The sequence below is a fragment of the Streptomyces sp. SID5464 genome (assembly GCF_009862985.1).
GTDB classification, from domain to species: Bacteria; Actinomycetota; Actinomycetes; order Streptomycetales; family Streptomycetaceae; genus Streptomyces; species Streptomyces chartreusis_D.
On the sequence record NZ_WWIQ01000022.1, the window covers coordinates 239492 to 257497 of the forward strand.

General features: G+C 72.0%; 14 protein-coding genes. 4 read left to right on the forward strand and 10 right to left on the reverse strand.

Annotated elements, in window-relative coordinates; translation table 11 throughout:
* Window positions 1–6: 6 nt before the first annotated feature.
* Window positions 7–1074, reverse strand: coding sequence for a saccharopine dehydrogenase NADP-binding domain-containing protein (locus tag GTY47_RS16655; protein ID WP_234025760.1), 1068 nt, complete (start codon window positions 1072–1074; stop codon window positions 7–9).
* Window positions 1075–1195: 121 nt separating this feature from the next.
* Between GTY47_RS16655 and GTY47_RS16660 the strand changes: the two genes are divergently transcribed.
* Window positions 1196–2194 (forward strand): helix-turn-helix domain-containing protein, encoded by a 999-nt coding sequence (locus tag GTY47_RS16660; RefSeq protein WP_010032302.1) that lies wholly within the window; start codon window positions 1196–1198, stop codon window positions 2192–2194.
* Here GTY47_RS16660 and GTY47_RS16665 read toward each other — a convergent pair.
* On the reverse strand, window positions 2145–2624 hold the full coding sequence (locus GTY47_RS16665) for a helix-turn-helix domain-containing protein (protein WP_010032303.1): 480 nt from the start codon (window positions 2622–2624) through the stop codon (window positions 2145–2147). The two genes, GTY47_RS16660 and GTY47_RS16665, sit on opposite strands and share 50 nt — an antisense overlap.
* Before the next feature lie 75 nt (window positions 2625–2699).
* Here GTY47_RS16665 and GTY47_RS16670 point away from each other — a divergent pair, with 75 nt between their 5' ends.
* Window positions 2700–3539, forward strand: coding sequence for an alpha/beta hydrolase (locus tag GTY47_RS16670; protein ID WP_010032304.1), 840 nt, complete (start codon window positions 2700–2702; stop codon window positions 3537–3539).
* A 157-nt stretch (window positions 3540–3696) separates the two neighbouring features.
* Window positions 3697–5628 carry a protein-arginine deiminase domain-containing protein gene (locus tag GTY47_RS16675; RefSeq protein ID WP_010032305.1) on the forward strand — a complete coding sequence of 644 codons (1932 nt, stop codon included), beginning with the start codon at window positions 3697–3699 and terminating at the stop codon, window positions 5626–5628.
* A gap of 35 nt (window positions 5629–5663) precedes the next feature.
* Here the strand turns inward: GTY47_RS16675 and GTY47_RS16680 are convergent, their stop codons facing one another.
* From GTY47_RS16680 to GTY47_RS16715, 8 genes are all read right to left on the reverse strand, one after another.
* Window positions 5664–6107, reverse strand: coding sequence for a hypothetical protein (locus GTY47_RS16680; protein ID WP_010032306.1), 444 nt, complete (start codon window positions 6105–6107; stop codon window positions 5664–5666).
* A gap of 155 nt (window positions 6108–6262) precedes the next feature.
* Window positions 6263–7465, reverse strand: a complete 1203-nt coding sequence (locus tag GTY47_RS16685; RefSeq protein WP_010032307.1) for an acyl-CoA dehydrogenase family protein — start codon at window positions 7463–7465, stop codon at window positions 6263–6265.
* 1 nt (window position 7466) lies between these two features.
* Complete coding sequence (locus GTY47_RS16690; protein WP_010032308.1) at window positions 7467–8417, reverse strand: 3-hydroxyacyl-CoA dehydrogenase NAD-binding domain-containing protein; 951 nt, start codon at window positions 8415–8417, stop codon at window positions 7467–7469.
* Window positions 8414–9160, reverse strand: coding sequence for an acetoacetate decarboxylase (locus tag GTY47_RS16695; protein WP_010032309.1), 747 nt, complete (start codon window positions 9158–9160; stop codon window positions 8414–8416). The genes GTY47_RS16690 and GTY47_RS16695 overlap by 4 nt, the downstream gene beginning before the upstream one ends.
* Window positions 9161–9168: 8 nt before the next feature.
* On the reverse strand, window positions 9169–9945 hold the full coding sequence (locus tag GTY47_RS16700) for a crotonase/enoyl-CoA hydratase family protein (RefSeq protein ID WP_010032310.1): 777 nt from the start codon (window positions 9943–9945) through the stop codon (window positions 9169–9171).
* A gap of 19 nt (window positions 9946–9964) precedes the next feature.
* Window positions 9965–11134 (reverse strand): CoA transferase, encoded by a 1170-nt coding sequence (locus tag GTY47_RS16705; protein ID WP_010032311.1) that lies wholly within the window; start codon window positions 11132–11134, stop codon window positions 9965–9967.
* Window positions 11135–11300: 166 nt separating this feature from the next.
* A complete protein-coding gene (locus GTY47_RS16710) occupies window positions 11301–12212 on the reverse strand; it encodes a LysR family transcriptional regulator (RefSeq protein WP_010032313.1) in 912 nt (303 codons plus the stop codon).
* 10 nt (window positions 12213–12222) lie between these two features.
* A complete protein-coding gene (locus tag GTY47_RS16715; protein WP_078602716.1) occupies window positions 12223–12786 on the reverse strand; it encodes a GNAT family N-acetyltransferase in 564 nt (187 codons plus the stop codon).
* A 137-nt stretch (window positions 12787–12923) separates the two neighbouring features.
* Between GTY47_RS16715 and GTY47_RS16720 the strand changes: the two genes are divergently transcribed.
* Window positions 12924–17990 (forward strand): caspase family protein, encoded by a 5067-nt coding sequence (locus GTY47_RS16720; RefSeq protein ID WP_010032315.1) that lies wholly within the window; start codon window positions 12924–12926, stop codon window positions 17988–17990.
* The last annotated feature ends 16 nt before the right edge of the window (window positions 17991–18006 follow it).

Sequence of the window (18006 nt, forward strand, 5' to 3'; positions counted from 1 at the left end):
GCAAGGTCAACTCTCAGAAGGAGCGGCCACATCGAAGGTGATGTGCGGCGCCAGCGCCCGGAGGAAGTCGGCCGCGTCGAAGATGTGGCCCGCGGAAGCCACGCCCGTCGTGTGGGTTCGGCCCGTGAGGATGCGGGCGGTCGCCTCTGCCGCCAGCGGTGCGGTGACGGCGTAGATGTCCTGGCCCGTTGCCACGGCGCGTCGTTCGGTGTCGCCGGAGCGGACGACGGCTTCGACGGTGAAGGTCTGGTCGGAGCGGCCGGTCTCGTCGGTCGCGGACGGGGCCGGTGTGTCCGGGGACGAGAGGTCGCCGGCCGCTTCGGTCGTCATGTGGGTGCGTACCTCGGGGATGGAGAGGTGGCTGGGGATCGTGACCACGTCGGCCATCGTGAACTCCCCGATGACTTGCCTGGTGCCCATGGGGGCGGGGAAGGGCCACTTCAGGACGGTCGGCTCGGCGTCGTGGTACTCCAGCCGGCCGTTCGTGAAGCGGACGCGCCGGCCGGCCCGGCGCTCACGGGAGACCGTGCCCGCGACGCGCGTCCCGGGGGTGGGGTGCCAGCCACTGAGTCCGTAGGCGATGGTCGCTTCGTCGGCTGTCGTCCAGTCGCCCATCGCGGCCGTGGTGAGGAGGTCGCCCAGGCCGCCGTAGAAGGCCATCGCGGGGACGATCACCGCTCCCGCCGCCCGGGCGCGGTCCGCGAAGTGCGTGAACGTGTCGGCGTTGGCCTCGATCTCGGCGGCCACGTCCACGTACGGGATTCCGGCCCGCAGGGCCGCCTCGATCACGGGCGCGGCGGTCAGGGCGAATGGCCCGGCGCAGTTGATCACGGCGTCCGCCCCGGCCAGGGCGCGGTCGAGCGAGGCGGGGTCGTCGACCGAGGCGGGGCGGGCCTCGAGGCCGGGGGCGGATACCGCCGGCTCCCGCAGTTTGGCCGCGTCGCGGCCGGCGAGGATCGGGACGAACCCGCGATCGCGCAGTTCAGCCACCACGAAGCGTCCCGTGTGGCCGGACGCGCCGTACACCGTCACCGTCTGTCCCGTGCCCGTGCCCGTGCTCATTCCCGTTCCCATGGGTTCTCCCCCGTCGAGTGCTCACGCCGTTCGGTCCGCTGCGAGCTGTCACGGACATCCTGGCCACCGTGGGCCACCCACCGTGAGTGTCCGGAACGACGTAGCCCGTACAGTTCCGGACATGAGTGGTGTCGTCGCGCTCGCCGTCACCGACGGGATGCTGCACTTCGAACTGTCCCTGGCGTATGAGGTGTTCGGCTCGGCTCCGGCGGACGTGGACGTGCCCTGGTACGACGTCCGGGTCTGCGGGGTGGACGCCGTGCGGGTCGGGCGGTTCCGGCTGGAGCCCGACCAGGGGCTCGACGGGCTTCGGGACGCGGACACCGTGATCGTCCCCGGCTGGGCGGACACCGACCTGGAGCCGCCCGCCGAGCTCGTCGGCGCGGTGCGGGCGGCCCACGAGGCAGGGGCTCGGGTGGCCTCCCTGTGCACGGGCGCGTTCGTGCTGGCCTCGGCCGGCCTGCTGGACGGCGGGCGCGCGACCACGCACTGGGCGCACACCGGGGCGCTCGCCGCCCGCTACCCCCGGGTGGAGGTCGATCCGGACGTGCTCTACGTGGACAACGGCAGCGTGCTGACCTCCGCCGGGAAGGCCGCCGCGATGGACCTGTGCCTGCACCTGGTCCGTCTCGACCACGGCTCGGCCGTCGCCAACGCCGTGGCCCGCCGCCTGGTCGTACCGCCGCACCGGGCCGGGGGCCAGGCCCAGTTCGTCACCGCCCCGGTGCCCGCCCGGGACGACCATCCGCTCGCCGCGCTGCTGCCCTGGGCGATCGAGCGTCTCGACCAGCCGCTCAGCGTGGAGGACCTGGCGCGGCAGGCGGGGATGAGCTCGCGCCATCTGGGCCGCCACTTCAGGGCGGTGACCGGCACCACTGCGCTGCAGTGGCTGCTGACCCAACGGATCCGTCGGGCCCAGGAGTTGCTGGAGACCACCGACGACACGGTCGATGTCATCGCCGCGGCCACCGGCATGGGCACCGCCACGACGCTGCGCCGGCACTTCAACCGCACGGTCGGCGTGCCTCCGGACGCCTACCGCCGGACTTTCCGGGACGCTGACGCGCCCCTCAGCCGTCGGCAGGACCGTCCCGTCGGGCACCTCGCCCCGCGGCGGTGACATCGCGCATGGTCAGCAGAAACCGCCGCACCGTGGCCAGCTCCTGTTCGTCGAAGGCTCCCATCGCCCCGACCATCTCGTGGATCAGCGGCCCGAAGAACGACCAGCCCAGGGCGACGGCCTTCTCCTGCACGACGAGAAGCACCCGTCGGCGGTCGCGGGTGTCGCGTTCCCGGCGGACGAGCCCGAGTCGCTCCAGCCGGTCGACCAGGGCCGTGGTCGATGCCGAGTTCACCCCCAGCTTCGCTCCGAGCCGTCCGGGCGTGGCCCTCTCGCCCGCCCGACCGGCGTCCAGCAGATGGATCAGCGCCCGTACGTCCGTGGCATGCAGGCCGTTGCGGACAGCGAACTCCGCGGCGAACAGGTCCAGTTCGACGGTGACGGCCCGCAGCAGATGGACCAGTTGAAGGCCAGGATCCTGCTCGTCCACGCTCTCACTCCCGTAATATCTCGACCATCGAGATTATTGATGGTCGAGATATTACGGGCAAGGGCGGGCGGGGCCATGGGTGACGAGGCAGTTTTCTACGCGGCGTACGACGCCGTCCTGCGGCAGTGGCCCGTCGAGGTCCGGAGCGTCGACGTGCCGTCCCCCCACGGCAGCACCCGGGTCCAGATCTGCGGCCGGGAGGACGGCGTTCCGATCGTGCTGCTGCCCGGCGGCGGGACGACCTCGGTGGTCTGGTTCGCCACCGTCGGGGCCTTGGCCGCCAGCCATCGGGTGTACGCCGTCGACCTGATGGGCGACATCGGTCGCAGCGTGCACGACGGGGAGCGACTGCGCGGGGCCGGCGACCTGACGGCATGGCTCGACTCGGTCCTCGACGCGCTGGACCTGGACGGTGCACGCTTGTGCGGCCACTCCTACGGCGCCTGGATCGCCCTGAACTACGCGCTGCACGCGCCCCGCCGGCTCGACAGGCTCGCGCTGCTCGACCCGGTCAACTGCTTCGCCGGCATGAGCCCGCGCTACCTCGCGCATGCCCTGCCGATGCTGCTGAGGCCCACGGCCGAGCGGGTGCGGGCCTTCCACCACTGGGAGACCGGCCGTACTCCTGAGGATCCCGTGTGGCGAGCCTTCCTGGACAGCACGGCCGGCGCCCGGCGGTCGAAGGTCGTCGCCATGCGGCGTCCCAAGGCCCAGGCCCTGCGGGGTTGCACCGTCCCGGCCCTGGTGGTCCTGGCCGAACGCAGCCGGGCCCACAACGCGCGACGCGTGGCGGCCGCCGCACGCCGGCTGCTGCCCGAGGCCGGCGTCGTCACCCTGCCCGGCGCCTCCCACCATTCCGTCCCCACCGAGCGACCTGCCGAACTCAACCGGCTGTTGGCCCAGTTCCTGGCCTGAGGACGCCCGGCCGCGTCCTACCCAGGCAGGAGCTCTCTCCCCACAGGGAACGCACAGGCACTGTTCCTCCTCTTGTACGGCGTCACCCCCCAACTGAAGGGAATGCGCCGTGCGTTCACGTACACGTACACGTATACGCCTCTATCCGGCCGGGTCGATGGTCCTGGCTCTCGCCGCGGCGGGGTCCGTGCTGGCCGGGCCGGTCGGCTCCGCTTCTGCTGCCGACGCGGCCGGTCGCGCCGATCTGCGGGCGGATGTGAACCGCGACGGACGGGTCGACGTCACGGGCGGCAGCGACAAGGCCGGTGAGGACAGCTGGTCCGTCGGGCGTGGAGCCGTCTACCTGCCCAACATCGATGACGACAGCAAGCGGTGCCCGGTCACCGGGCCGGGCGGCAGACCGCTGTCCGACGCCAAGTTGGCCGCCTGCAACGACGGGTCCGACACGTCGGTCAACGGCAGTGCGGACGCCGCCGACCTCGCCCCGGTCCGTTCCGTGCCCCTGCCCGGCCTCCCCGCGGACGCCAAGGGCAGCCTGAAGATCACCACGGGTGGCAAGCACGCGCACCTCTTCCTCAAGCGGTCCGGGAAGTGGGTCCTGGTGACGTCCAAGACCCGGCTGACCGCAGCCGAGCTGCGTTCCGGTGTGGAGTTCGGTGTCGAGGGCACCGACATCGTGCGGGACAGCGCGAAGTGGGACGGACGTGCGGTGGTCCGGCTGACGGTGACGACCGGGCAGAAGTCCACCTCCGACGCCGTGACCCTGCGCGTCGCGCCGCTGCTGACCCACCATCACCTGCAGAACACCCAGCAGGTGATGGTGACCGAGGTCCAGGGTGAGGGCCCGTACAGCCGTCTTCAGCAGAAGTTCGTCGCCGAGCTCGCGAAGGAGGTCGAGCAGGCCGGAATCACCAAGCCGCTGGTCACCTTCGAGAAGTACGCCGACCCCTGGGCGCAGGACTTCGTCGAACCGGCCTACGTCAGCATGACCGGGCCGGGTGGTCAGCGGCACGTGATGCGCGTGATGCTGCGGTCCGCCCAGCCGGACCGGGACGCGGGCCGGGAGCTGTTCGAGAAGGTACGCGGCCGGGACATCGGTGTGGTGCAGGTGACCGACCCGGCCGAGCCCGACGACTGGTCGCTCAACTCCATGGGGAACCTGGAGACCATCCCGCCCTACGCGCACGGCGGCCGCTCGTTCCCGGCCGGGCGGATCATCATGGGCGAGCGCAAGGACAGCGGGGCGCGTCCGTCGAAGGTGATGCGGACGATGCTCAAGTCGCAGGGGTTGCAGGATCCGCTGCTGCTGGACACCTCCTGGCTGGGCGTCGGGCACGTCGACGAGTTCGTGCAGTTCCTGCCCGCCGACACGCCGCGCGGCTGGCGCATGGGTGTCGCCGATCCGGAGGCGGGGCTGCGGCTGCTGCGCGACGCCGAGCGCGACGGCCACGGCAAGACGAAGATGTTCTCCGTCCCGGGCCGCAGTGACAGTCCGGCGCCCAAGGAGACCATCGACCAGGCGCTCGCCTCCAAGCATCTGGTGGCCGACAACGAGATGGCCGCACGGCGCATCGCGGCCAACCTGGAGATCCTCAAGCGCGAGACGGGTGTCACCGACGAGGAGATCGTGCGGGTGCCCGCGCTGTACACCCGCGAGTCGGAGGTGACGACCGAGAGCGGCGACGAGATTCCCGTGCCGCGTCTGACGCGCATGGGCGCCGGCTCCGACCTCGTGGACAGCCTCGCGGACCACGGCCAGCAGAAGTGGCTCGCCGAGAACCCGGCCGCCCCGCGTGCGGCGGCTCCGGCGGCCCGGGCGACGGTGATGACCAGCGCGTACGTTCCCGGAGCGGTCAACGGTGTGCTCCTGGGGCGGGACCGCTACCTCGCCCCGCGCCAGTGGGGGCCCGTCATCGGCGGCAAGGACATCTTCACGGAGGCCGTCACCGCCGCTTACCAGCGGGTCGGGCTGAAGGTGTCGTACATCGACGACTGGTACACCTACCACCTCGGCATGGGCGAGGTGCACTGCGGCACCAACACCCTGCGCGACGCGACGGCCGCGTGGTGGCAGCGCCCGGCGCGCTGAGCCGTCAACGAGGAGCAGGCGGCGGAACCGGACGGTCAGGAGCCGTACGGTCCGTCGCCCCGGCCCCCGTCCTGCCGGGCGCGCTCGGGTGCGAGGCGGCGGTAGGCGGCGCGGGCGTGGGCGAGGCGGGCCAGGGACGTGCCGATGAGGGTGGCGGTGAGCAGGCAGGCGAGCCATGTGGTGTCGCGGGAGCCGGCCCAGGTGAGGGTGCCCGCGGGCGGGATGGCGAAGCCGTTGAGGAACAGCCAGCACAGGACGGCCGTGCCGGGGGCCGCCGTGAAGCGTGCGCACAGGCCGAGCACGGCGGCCAGCAGGGACAGCGCGAGCAGGACCAGTCCCGGACGGTCGGTCCCCACCACGGTGTTGAGAACTCCCACCAGCACCAGTGCGCCGCCGAACGCCCCGGCCCAGACCAGCGGTGTCGCCACCGGCTGCGGAACGGGCCTGGCTCCGGTGCCCAGCGGTCTCCACTCGATCATGCCGGCGCTTCCTTCCCCGAGGGTGCTCGTCAGGGTCCCACTCCCACCCGTTCAGTGGAAACGCTCGAACCGGACAGTCGGACGATGCCGCCTAGCATGACGAAACCCCAGGTCCAGGACCTGGGGTTGCTTCGTCCGGACCCGGCTGGCCCGCGTCACACGAACGCGCTCCGGCCCGTGATCGCCTTGCCGACGATCAGCGTGTTCATCTCGCGGGTTCCTTCGAAGGAGTAGATCGCCTCGGCGTCGGCGAAGAAGCGGGCGATGTCGTGGTCCAGGAGGATTCCGTTGCCGCCGAAGATCTCCCGGCTCCAGGCCACGACCTCCCGCATCCGCGCGGTGACGAACGCCTTGGCCAGGGAGGAGTGTTCGTCGCGGAAGACGCCGGCGTCCTGCAGCCGGGCGAGCTGCACCAGCATGCCCCACGAGGCGGTGATGTTGCCCAGGCTCTTGACGAGCAGGTCCTGCACGAGCTGGAAACCGCCGATCGGGCGGCCGAACTGCCGGCGCTCCCGGGCGTAGTCGAGGGCCAGTTCGTAGGCGCCGGTCATGACGCCCAGCGCCTGCCAGGCCACCCCGCTGCGGGTGGCGCGCAGGATCTCGGCGACGTCGCGGAAGGAGTTGATGTTCTGGAGGCGGTTCGCCTCCGGCACCCGGACGTCGGTGAGGGTGATCTCGGCGTTCTCCACGATCCGGAAGGCGATCTTGCCCTCGATCTTCGCCGGTTCGAAGCCGGACGTGCCCTTCTCTACGACGAAGCCCTTGACGTGGTTGTCGTCGACGTCCCGCGCCCACACCACGACGTAGTCGGCGAAGGTCGCGTTGCCGATCCACTTCTTGGCGCCGTTCAGGACCCAGGTGTCGCCCTCGCGCCGGGCGGTGGTGCGCATGCCGCCGGCGACGTCGGAGCCGCCGAGCGGCTCGGTCATGGCGAACGCGCCGATCTTGTCCATCGCGGCCATCGCCGGGAGCCAGCGGTCGCGCTGCTCCTGGTCGCCGCCGGAGTGGACGGAGTACATGGCGAGGCCGTTGTGGACGCCGAAGAAGGTGGCCACCGAGGCGTCGGTGCGGCTCAGTTCCATCGCCAGCATGCCGCTGAGCAGGTTGCTGACGGCGGGCCGGTGCTCGCCGTAGCCCTCGTAGGGCAGACCGGCGAGGCCGCTGTCGCGGAAGATGCCGACGAGTTCCCGGGGGAACTCGCCCTTGGCCCAGTTGCTGTTCACCAGCGGCTTGATCTCGTCGCGCAGGAGGGCACGGGCCTTGAGGAGGATCGCCCGCTCCTCGTCGGGCAGGAGCGTCTCGTAGGCGTAGAAGTCCGCGGTGAGCTGGTCTTCGAGCGGTTCCGTGGTGGTGGTCATCTCAGTTCTCCTCCTTGTCGGCGCCGTCCAGGGCGGACAGCACGGCGAGTTGCCTGCGGTCGCGCGTCTCGGTGAGTTCCGAGTACGTGGAGGAGCCGTAGGCCTGTTCCACGGCTGCGATGAGCCGTTCCCGCTGGTCGGGGTTCTGCGACGGGGTGCCGAGGGTCGCCCACATCCGCTGCATCGAGGTGCCGATGTGCTCGGCCATGTGCCGGTAGCCGCCCGGTCCGCCGCCCAGGTGCGAGCCGAGGAACGGACCGACCGTGGCCCAGCGCAGGCCCAGCGAGTTGGTCATCACCGTGTCGAGCTCCTCGGGCGTCACCACGCCCTGCTCGACGAGGTACACGGCCTCGCGGCTGAGCGCGTTCTGCAGCCGGTTCCCGACGAAGCCGGGGATTTCCCTGCGCTCGACGACCGGGGTGCGGCCGACCGAGGCGTAGAAGTCCACCGCCGCCCGTACGGCGTCCTCGCCGGTGCGCTCGCCGGGCACGACCTCGACGAGCGGGACGAGGTGCGGCGGGTTGAAGGGGTGGCCGATCAGGACGCGGGCGGCGGCGTCGTCCGCCAGCTCCTCGGTGAACTCGGTCGACGGGATGGCCGACGAGGAGCTGAGCAGCAGCGCGTGACCGGGGGCTTCCCGGGCGAGGGCGGCGAACAGGTCCTGCTTGAACTCGACGCGCTCGGGGCCGTTCTCCTGTACGACGTCCGCGTCCCGGACCGCCTCGGTGACGCCGGCGGCGATGTGCACCCGGTCGGCGAGGCCGGTCACGTCCAGGCCGCGGGCGGCCAGGTGCGGGGCGGCTTGCGCCAGGGCCCCGTCCACGGCCTCGGCGAGGTCCGGTCGCGGGTCGCTCACCCGGACCGTCAGGCCGTGCGCGGCGAACAGCGCCGTCCAGGACAGTCCGATGGTCCCGGCGCCGATCACCGCGGCCGTACGGAAGGTGCGGGTCATGACCCGGCTCCCTTCAGGTAGTCGTGGACCGGCTCGACGCCGTTCAGCGTCAGGTCGGTGACGATGTGGCTTGCGGAGACGACCTCCAGCACCGGCAGGTCGGCCAGCGGGGCGAGCACGTGCGCGAAGAGCTGGAGCCGGGCGGGGCCGGTCCAGGCCTCCTTGACGGTGACGTCGGTGATGCGCGTGCGGACGAGTTCCTGCACCCGCGGCAGCCCGTCGTAGCCGGGAACGGTCTTGAGCATGAAGGTCGGCACGGTGATCTGTGCCCGGGCCTCCCGCCGGTCCAGCTCGTGGTGCTTGTAGCCCATGGTCGCGGTGGCGACCCGCAGGCTGCCGTGGTCGAGGGTGCCGACGAGCGCGCCGGAGTCGACGGTGAGCGACGGGGAGCCGAGCACCTTCGGGTAGGCCGAGACCTCGCGGCCGGAGGCGGTCGCCGGGAAGTTGTCGAGGTACATCGCGTGCAGGTACTCGCCGTGCTCGCCCTCGAGGCTGACGGGGATCGCCTGGCCGGCCTCCGTGTAGGGGCCGTAGCCGGTGACGTCGCCCATCTTCATGACCTCGAACCGGACCAGGGGTTCACCGATCCGCAGCGGTTCGGGGACGACGGCCCGCAGCGCGTCGGGGTCGGTGCGGTAGACGACGTTGAGGTACTCCCGGTCGGTGAACCGCGGGACCGTCGGCGCGTACGCCGGGCCGGTGAGCGGGGTGGTGAGGCGCTGTCGTACGTCCTCGGCCCTCATGGTGCGCCTCACCGTCCCGTCCACCGCGCGGGGCGGCGCTCGGCGAAGGCGGTCATGCCCTCGCGTACGTCCGCCGAGGCCATCAGGGTCTTCATCTCGCCGCGCTGGAAGGCGAAGGCGTCGGCGTCGGGCGCACCGTCGGCGGCGCGGGCGACGCGCTTGACGGCCGCGAGCGCGAGCGGGGCGTTCTCCGCGAGCCGTTCGGCCAGCCGGAGCGCCTCGGCGACGGCCTGGCCGGTGGCGGTGACCCGGTTCGCCAGGCCCAGTTCGCCGGCGCGGCGGCCGTCGACGGGGTCGCCGGTCAGCAGGAGTTCCATGGCCAGGTGGTGCGGGACGCGCTTGGGCAGCCGGATCACGCCGCCGCCCGCGGCGATCAGCCCGCGCTTGACCTCGGGCAGCCCGAACCGGGCGTCCTCGGCCGCGACGATCAAGTCGCAGGCCAGGGCCAGTTCGAAGCCGCCGCCCATGGCGTAGCCCTCCACGGCGGCGATCAGCGGCTTGGCCGGCTCGGCCTCGGTCAGGCCGCCGAAACCGCGGCCTTCGACCTCGGGGGACTCGCCGCGCAGCGCGGCCTTGAGGTCCATGCCGGCGCTGAACGTGCCGCCCTCGCCGGTCAGGACGCCGGCCCGCAGCTCGGGTTCGGCCTCCAGTTCGTCCAGTGCGGCGGCCAGTCCGGCGGCGACCGCGGCGTTCACGGCGTTGCGGGCCTCGGGGCGGTCGAGGGTGATCAGCAGGGTGGAGCCGATCCGTTCGGTGCGTACGAGGGGAGTTGCGGGGGTGCTCATGGCTGTCCTCCAGTGACGGTCAGCGGGCGGCGGTGTCGAGCTCGGCGAGGACGTCCTCGGTGTCCTGGCCGGCGACCGGCGCCAGGCGGCGGATCGAGCCGGGCGTGGCGGAGAAGCGCAGCGGGATGCCGATGGTGCGGACCGTGCCCTCGGTCGGGTGCTCGACGGTGTCGAGGAGGTGGCCGCCCTGGACATAGGGGTCCTCGTGGGCGCGGTCCAGTTCCAGCACCGGGGCCATCGGGATGCTGTGCTTCGCGCACACCTCCGCCCACTCCTCGGTGGTCAGGGCCGGGGCGCAGGCGTCGACCAGGGCGGCGAGGTCCTCGTGGTCGGCGCTGTCGACGGCGTCCCCGCCCACGCGCGGGTCCTCGGCGAGGTCCGGGCGTCCGGCGGCGGTGAAGAAGTCCCGGTAGTTCCGCGGGTTGTACGGGATGACGCAGGCCAGGCCGTCCTTGGTGCGCACCGCCTTGTGGCCCTTGAGCATCGACAGCGGGAAACCGGTGGAGCCGGTCTCGGGCACGTGGGTGTGTCCGGCCAGGTGCTCGACGAGGTTGAACGCGATCAGGGTGTCGGTCATCGGGATCTCGACGAGCTGGCCCTGTCCGGTCCTGTTCCGGTGCAGCAGGGCGGCGAGCACGCTGTAGGCGATGGTCAGGGAGGAGACCTTGTCGCCGATGATGGTCGGCAGGTAGACGGGCTCGCCCAGCGCGCGGTCGGCGATGTCGACCAGGCCGGACGCGGCCTGCACGGTCTCGTCGTAGGCGGCGTGGCCGGCCCGGTCCGAGTCGCTGCGGAAGCCCTGGGCGTGCGCGTAGACGAGCCCCGGGTTGCGGGCGGCGATGTCGTCGTAGGACAGGCCGAGGCGGTGCAGTGCGCCCGGCCGCATGTTGGTGATCAGCACGTCCGCGGTGTCGATCAGCTTCAGCGCCCGCTCCCGGTCCGTGTCCTCCTTCAGGTTGAGGGCCACGCTGCGCTTGTTGCGGTTGACGTTGAGGTTCAGCGGGGTCATGCCCGGCGTGGTGCGGTAGTGGCCCACGCGCACGGTGTCGGCGGGCGACTCGATCTTGATCACGTCGGCGCCCAGGTCGCCGAGGATCTGGGCCGCGTAGGGGCCCATCACCACGGTCGACAGGTCGATCACGCGGATGCCTTCCAGGGGGCCGGTGGCGGTGTCCGTGATGTCCGTCATCGCTTTTCCTTCAACTCCTCGCTTCGCCATATGTGTGTATCTGGAAACTAAGTTAGCAAGGAGGGGATGGGGAACGGAAACAAATGGAGTGACCAATGAAAGAAAGGCGGTATGACCGCAGTGGTCATACCGCCTTGGCGAAATATCTTTCGAATACTCCAGCGAGTCAGGCGTGGAGCGGCTCGGCGAAGATCTCGCGAGCGGCGGCGATGACTTCATCCAGGTCACCGCCGTGCGCCCGGTCCTTGCGCCAGAGCAGTCCGGTCTCCAGCCGGGGGTGGAAATCCGAGAAGGGAAGGACGGTCACATTGTCGAGACGGTAATTCTGCACGGGGCTTCGAGGATCCAGCATGGAAATGGAGAACGCCAGGCCGCTGGACACTATCTCGGAAACGCCGTCGAACGTCGCGCTGCCGATTTCGATCCGTTTCTTGATGCCGAGCTCGGCCAGCTGCTGGTCGAGACCGCGGAAATACGCGTTGGTCACGGCCGTGGGCGAGCCCGCGTAGGCGAGTCCGGACAGTTCCGCCAGGGCGATCGACTCCCGCCCCGCGAACCGGTCCCTGGGCACGACCGCGCCGAGCCGTTCCGACATCACCGGCAGCTGTTCCAGGGCCGGGTCGCCGCCGGCCGGGAGGCGAGCCAGGGTCAGCGCCAGTCTGCCGTCGCACACCGCGTCGACCAGACGCTCGGTGCCGCCCGGCCAGCGCTTGATCTCGAACCGGTCCCCGACCCGCTCGGCGAGGGCGTCCATCCGGGTCCGCAGGTCCGGGTGGATACCGCTGGGAACGCCGAGCAGCAGGGTGGTCCGCCGCGGCCGGGTCGTCTCGTCCAGCCGCCACTGGATGGAGTCGACCTGCTCCAGGACCCCGCGGGCGATCGGCAGCAGCGCGCTGCCGGCCGGGGTGAGCCGCACGTGATGGGTGTCGCGGTCGAACAGCCGGTGCCCGAGCTCGTTCTCCAGATCCTTGATCCGCCGGCTCAACGGGGAGGCCGCCATGTGCAGTCTGCGGGCCGCGGTGGAGAAGTTCAGTTCTTGGGCGACGGCGACGAAATAGCGCAGGTGCAGGAGCTCCACGCGGTTCACCCTAACCGCTGCGGCCCTGGCTCCCCGGGGCCGTGGGACCGGAGAGTTCCTTCTCCATCAGCTCCTTCTCCAGCAGCGTGAAGGACTTGGGCGGCCCGCCCGGCTGCGGCTTGCCCTCCTTGTGGCCCACCACGCGATAACCGGCGTCCCGGTAGTAGGCGTTGAGCGGTGCGTTCCCCGCCAGGCAGTCCAGGCGGACCCGGCGCCGTCCGGCCTCGGCCACCCGGCGCTCCGCGGCCTCCAGCAGCAGCCGCCCCGTGCCGGGCGCGGCGGTGCTCCGGTCCACCATGAGCCGGTGCACGTATCCGGCCACGGGCGGCTGTGGCCCCCAGGCGGCCTCGTCGTCCCACCACAGCTCCCAGGCGCCGGTGACGCGCCCGCCGGCCTCCGCGAGCCAGACCTCGCCACGTGCCATGACCTGGCGGAAGTGGTCCTCGTCCAGCTCCCCCGGCCGCCACTGCCCGGTGATACCGCGGGCCAGCATCCAGCGGGCCGCGTCGTCGCGGAGGCGGACGAGGGTGGGCAGGTCGACCTCGGCGGCCGGGCGGACGCGTAGATCATTCACTCGGGGATCGTCGCACACCCGTCCGATGACGATCCGTGAGGACCGCTGTCCGTACCGCACTTGACCGATCCGGCCCCGGGAGGTCCCCGCCTGATGGAAACTCTTAGGGCGAGTCGGAGGGGGAACGGGGGGGCCGGGTGGCGGACGACAGGCGCATTGCCCTGCTCATCGGGGTGGGTGAGAACCCGGGGGCGCAGCATCTGCTTCCCTCGCTGGCGGCGACGGTCGACGCCGATCTGCGCGCACTGGGCGCCTCCCTGGAGGGCAGCGGCTACGAGGTGGAGACACTGGCGAATCCCACCCGGAACGAGATCACCGAGCACATCTCCGACGTGTCCGCGAGCGCGCCGCCCGGCAGCACGCTGCTCCTCTACTTCACCGGGCACGGCGTCCGGATCGGCACCACCGACTACCTGGTGCCCGCCGACGCCCTCGCCCCCGCCGGCGACGACGCGGACGGGTGGGAGCGGCCCCACGTACGGGAATCGCTCCTGGAGGCCGACATCAGCCGGTATCTGGCCGACTGCCGGGCCGGCACCGTGCTGTGGCTGATCGACGCCTGCCGCGCGGCGGATGCCCAGCGAGGCGGCGCCTTCGGGAGCAACATCGTCAAGGGTCCCCCGCACAGCGGATTCGCCATGATGACGAGCTGCGGCCCCGGCGAGCTCAGCGGCGGCGCCGAGACGGGCAGTTTCTTCACGTCGGCGCTCGCCCGGGCCTTCGACCCGCTGACCGAGGCCACCACGGTGGAGCAGGTGTACGAGAGGGCCCGGCGCGACACCCGGACGCTCGCCGTCGAGGCGCAGGCCGGACCGCAGCAGGTCCTGATCCGCTACGGCGACGACCTGGCGGAACGCACCAGGTCCCTGGTGGTCGCCGAGGGCAGACGGCTGCTGGAGGCGTGGCAGGACGCCGTGCGCACACCGGCCCTGTGGGAACGGGTCCCGGAGTGCGAGGCGGGCGCCGTGGCGCATTTCCAGGACTGTCTGTCCTCGCTGGCCGCGCAGGCCGCCCTGCACGTCCACCACGCCCAGCGGCGGCTGCCCGACCCCTGGGCCGACGACGAGTATCCGGTCCGGCTGCTGGGCGACCGGCTCCCCCTGCTGCTGCCCAAGGGCGCCGAACTGTCCGCCCTGGAGGTCACCGCGCTGATCGCCGGTGTCCTGTTGCACGAGACGGCCTGGGCCGAACGGCTGGGCCAGGCCGCCGGGTGCCGTCCGCGGCTGGTGTGGCGTGACGACGAGGCCGACGACCAGCGGCGGCACTACGAGCAGATCACCGAGCACTATCCCCAGATCACCGAGAAGCTCACGCACGCGTACCGCTGGCTCGGGGACCCCGCGGACGACCGGCACGCCGTCACGCTGTGGCTGGTGCACCGCTGGATCGAGGAGCGGTTCGCGACCGACGAGGAGGCCGTGCCCGCGGTGTTCGCCGACCGCTTCACGGCCCGGCTCCTCGACATGGCACCGCCGGCGGCGGGCGAGCGGCTCGGCGGCCGGGCGGAGGCCCTGTCCCAGGCGCTGCGCACGGTCGCCGCGGGCCTCGTCCTCGGGGCCCCGCCGGAGGACCAGCGGCTGCCACCGGACCGTCACGTCGTCCGCAGAACACCGTGGCGCCTGCGCGTACGGCCCCTCGCGGCGCTGCTGCGGCTCGCGGGGCTGCTCGCCTTCGACACCCGGTGTCTGCCGGAGGTCCTGGCCGAGCACCTCGCCGTCTCCGACCCGGTCGTGCCGCGCGAGGTGATCACGGTGCTCCGGGACGCCTACTGGGTCTCCGACGGGGACGGAAACGCCGCCTCGTACCTGCATCTGGACGCGGTCTGCCCGCATCCGGCGCTGCACGCGGCTCTCGCCACGGTCGTCGAGGACGCCGACGACCTCGGCCACCTCCTGCGGGAGTCGGCCCGCCGCCTCCCGCAGGACGAGGCCGCGCTGCTGAGAGGGCTCCCCGCGCGGCTGTCCGACCACGGGCTGCGGCCGGACCGCCGGCACGGCACGGACGCCTACGACGTGCCGCTCGCCCGTTTCTCACTGGCGCAGACGGAGATCCGCCGCCTGCTGATGGGCGAGAAGCTGTACGACGGCGAGCCCGAGCTCGCGCTGCGGGAGCTCTACCAGAACGCGATGGACGCCTGCCGCTACCGGGAGATGCGCGTCCGGTACCTGCGGGACCTCGGCCGGGAGCCGGCGCCGTGGGCGGGCCACATCCGTATCGAGACGGGCGAGGACGACCGTGGCCGCTACGTCGAGTGTGTGGACAACGGCGTCGGCATGACCGTCGACCAGCTCAAGAGCACCTTCACCCGGGCGGGCCGCCGGTTCGACCAGTCCCACGCCTTCCGCCGGGAGCAGGCCGCGTGGCTGCGGCACGACAGTTCACTGCGGCTCCACCCCAACAGCCGGTTCGGGATCGGCGTCTTCAGCTACTTCATGCTCGCCGACGAGATGACCATCGTGACCCGGCCGGTCGGCACCGACGGCCGTCCGGCCGCGAAGGCGCTGCGCGTCGAGATCCCCGTCAGCGGCAGTCTCTTCCGGGTCCGGGAGGAGGACGAACACGGCGGCACGGCCCTGCCCGAGGGCGGCACGCGCGTCCGGCTGCACCTGCGCCGCGCGGGAGCGTTGCCCGGGGACTCCGCCGTGTCGGTGCTGCGCTCGCTGGTCCTCCTCAGCGAGTTCCTGCTGGAGGTGCGCGACCAGGACGGCACCGAGGAGATCTGGCGGCCCGGGCGTCTCAAGTCCGGTGAGGAGCCGGGCGCGTTCACCACCCGGTTCGCCGTCGAGGCGGTGCCGGGCACGCTCTGGTGGGTCTCCGGCAAGGGAGCGATCGTGTGCGACGGGATCGCCACGGACGAGCGGCCCTTCGGGTACGTCCTCAATCTGTCGGGCGCGCACGCCGGCGAACTCAGCGTCAACCGCAAGAAGCTGGAGAGATACGACGTCCTGTGGGCGCAGGAGCAGGTCCGGGACGGAGCCCGGGCGTTCCTCGACGAGGCGGTGGCGGTGCCGGAACTGGAGTGGCTGTGGAACATGGAGTCCCGCGAGCCCTCCATCGCCCGCATCCTGTGGAAGGTCCTGCGGGGACACGGGGTGCTCGTGTCGGACAAGCACGGCCGGAGGATCGGTCTCGACGAGGTCGGCTGGTTCAGGCTGGACGCCCACCTGAACGACGGGCGCGGCCTGCGCGAGGAAGAGGAGCTCAAAAGGGTCCGGCCCTGGCGGCTGGCCGCCCTCGGTGCCGTGCATCGGGCCCGGAGCGAAGCCGCACCGCTGTCGCTCTCGGGCCACCCGGTACCGCAGCCGGGCTGGGCGGAGATCGCGGGCGAGGTCGAGGGCGACTGGCGCAATGCGGTCCAGGTGGCCAACAGGCAGGCCACGACCGTGGCGGAGGTGCTCCGCGCCACGCGGGGCCTGCGCGTCGCGCATCCGGATCTTGCCGGGCCGGCCGTCTTCGGTGACGGCGACCTGGAGTGGGAACCGGGCCGCACCGACTGGTACGTCATGACCGGGCTCCTCGGCAGGAAACGTGACCCGCTGGACGGCCTCACCCCTCCCTGGGGACGCCGTGCGCCCAAGCGAAGGGCCGGCGACGAGATCCAGTACCGGCACCCGCCCGAGGACCTCTCCGGTATCGCCCGCGCCTCCGCCATGTTCCAGGTGCCGCTCGGCGAGCTGGCCGAGGCGTGCGCCCGGTACGCGCCGTTCCTGCGCAGGCCGCTGGGTGCCGTCCCGGACCACCACCGCGACCACGTCTGCACGGAAGACGAGTTGCAGCTCCTCTATCTCCAGGAGGACAAGCACCACTGGCGGCCCGCCGTCCACCCCTGGGACGTACCGGTGGTGGCCGCCGCCACGGGCCTCGACCCGGGTGAAGTACAGCGGCGCATGGCGGGTTACGGCTGGCTGGGCCGCCCCGTGCCCGATCCGTTCCTGACCTCACACTGGGGCGCCGTACCGGCCGAGCTGCTCGGCATCCTGCGCACCTACCTCGTCCCGCGCGCCGGCGGCCGGCCCGTGCTGCCGTGGGCCGCCACCGTCGAACTGGCCGCGGAGGACGAGCTCTCCGTGTGGGAGGCCGAACGACTCCTGGCCCGTGAGACGGAGGACCTCGGAGTGGACCACCGACGGCGCTACACCCGGCGCTCGCCGGGACGGGACGTGGTCCCCTCGCCCGAGACCGCCCGTCTCGCCCATCGGCTGCACCAGTCGGGCATCCGCCTGGAGGACGGCGTCACACTCCGGGACCTCGCGTCCGTCCGCTCCCACGCCACGTCGTGGGAAGAAATGTCCTGGTACGCGGACGAGTTGCGAGAGGCCGGAGTGGATGTCCCGGACGCCGGCAATCTGCTGCGCGCCTGGGACGAGCTGCCCACGCCCAGCAGATACGCGTTCTCCGGGGAGGATCCCAACTGGGACGGTGCCGACTATCCCGTGCCGGCCACCTCGGCCGTGCTGTTCACCGGGAGCCAGCGGCTCCGGCAGCGGCTGTCGGTCCTGTGGGACACCGCGCACCGGGAGGCCCGCAACCTGGGGCTGGACGCCGGGCTCGTGGCCCCGCGCCCGCCCAAGGCGCTGCGGACGTTCGTCCCGACGCACGACGAGATGGCGGCGCTGGTCGAGACGGGCCCGCACGAGGACGTCGACTACGAGTGGTTCGAGACGCCACGCTGGACCCCGCTCACCGCGCAGCGGCTCGTGGGCTACGCCCGCGCACGCAGTCTCGGTGCGCGGGCGGCCTACCGGGCGCTGGCTCCGCTGCGGGCCATCGGTGCGCTGGTGCCGGAGCTGTCCACGGAGGCGGAGGCCGCCCTGCCGGACGACGTGCCCACCGCCCACGACGCCGTGGCGGTCGACCCGGCGTACCGCGTCTCCGCGCCCGGGGCCCCGCTGCACCCGCTCGACCTGGTCGGCATCGCCGGCCGCCTCGGTGAGCCGGTGCGGCACACCTGGGAACGGCGCATCACGCCGTACCTCGCCCTGGAGGCGTCACCGCCGTCGGTCACCGCCGTACCCGACGTCGTGCCCGGCTGGCAGGACCTCGCGATCCTCTCCGAGGGCCTCGACGGGCGACTTCCCGCACTCACGGGCCCGGTCGGGCAGGACCGGATCGAGCAGGGTGCCCGCGCGGTGGGTGAGACGCCCGAGTGGGTACACCGGCGACTGGAGCTCTACGCGGGGCTGTTCGGGCTCCGGCTCCCGTAGGTCGGCGTCAGGAATC

What these genes read in the sequence shown, in the direction of transcription:
- GTY47_RS16700 (WP_010032310.1), bottom strand. Translation starts at nt 9,945, where the DNA reads ATGAGCACCCCCGCAACTCCCCTCGTACGCACCGAACGGATCGGCTCC.
- GTY47_RS16685 (WP_010032307.1), bottom strand. Translation starts at nt 7,465, where the DNA reads ATGACCACCACCACGGAACCGCTCGAAGACCAGCTCACCGCGGACTTC.
- GTY47_RS16675 (WP_010032305.1), top strand. Translation starts at nt 3,697, where the DNA reads ATGGTCCTGGCTCTCGCCGCGGCGGGGTCCGTGCTGGCCGGGCCGGTC.
- GTY47_RS16695 (WP_010032309.1), bottom strand. Translation starts at nt 9,160, where the DNA reads ATGAGGGCCGAGGACGTACGACAGCGCCTCACCACCCCGCTCACCGGC.
- GTY47_RS16705 (WP_010032311.1), bottom strand. Translation starts at nt 11,134, where the DNA reads ATGACGGACATCACGGACACCGCCACCGGCCCCCTGGAAGGCATCCGC.
- GTY47_RS16690 (WP_010032308.1), bottom strand. Translation starts at nt 8,417, where the DNA reads ATGACCCGCACCTTCCGTACGGCCGCGGTGATCGGCGCCGGGACCATC.
- GTY47_RS16655 (WP_234025760.1), bottom strand. Translation starts at nt 1,074, where the DNA reads ATGGGAACGGGAATGAGCACGGGCACGGGCACGGGACAGACGGTGACG.
- GTY47_RS16670 (WP_010032304.1), top strand. Translation starts at nt 2,700, where the DNA reads ATGGGTGACGAGGCAGTTTTCTACGCGGCGTACGACGCCGTCCTGCGG.
- GTY47_RS16680 (WP_010032306.1), bottom strand. Translation starts at nt 6,107, where the DNA reads ATGATCGAGTGGAGACCGCTGGGCACCGGAGCCAGGCCCGTTCCGCAG.
- GTY47_RS16660 (WP_010032302.1), top strand. Translation starts at nt 1,196, where the DNA reads ATGAGTGGTGTCGTCGCGCTCGCCGTCACCGACGGGATGCTGCACTTC.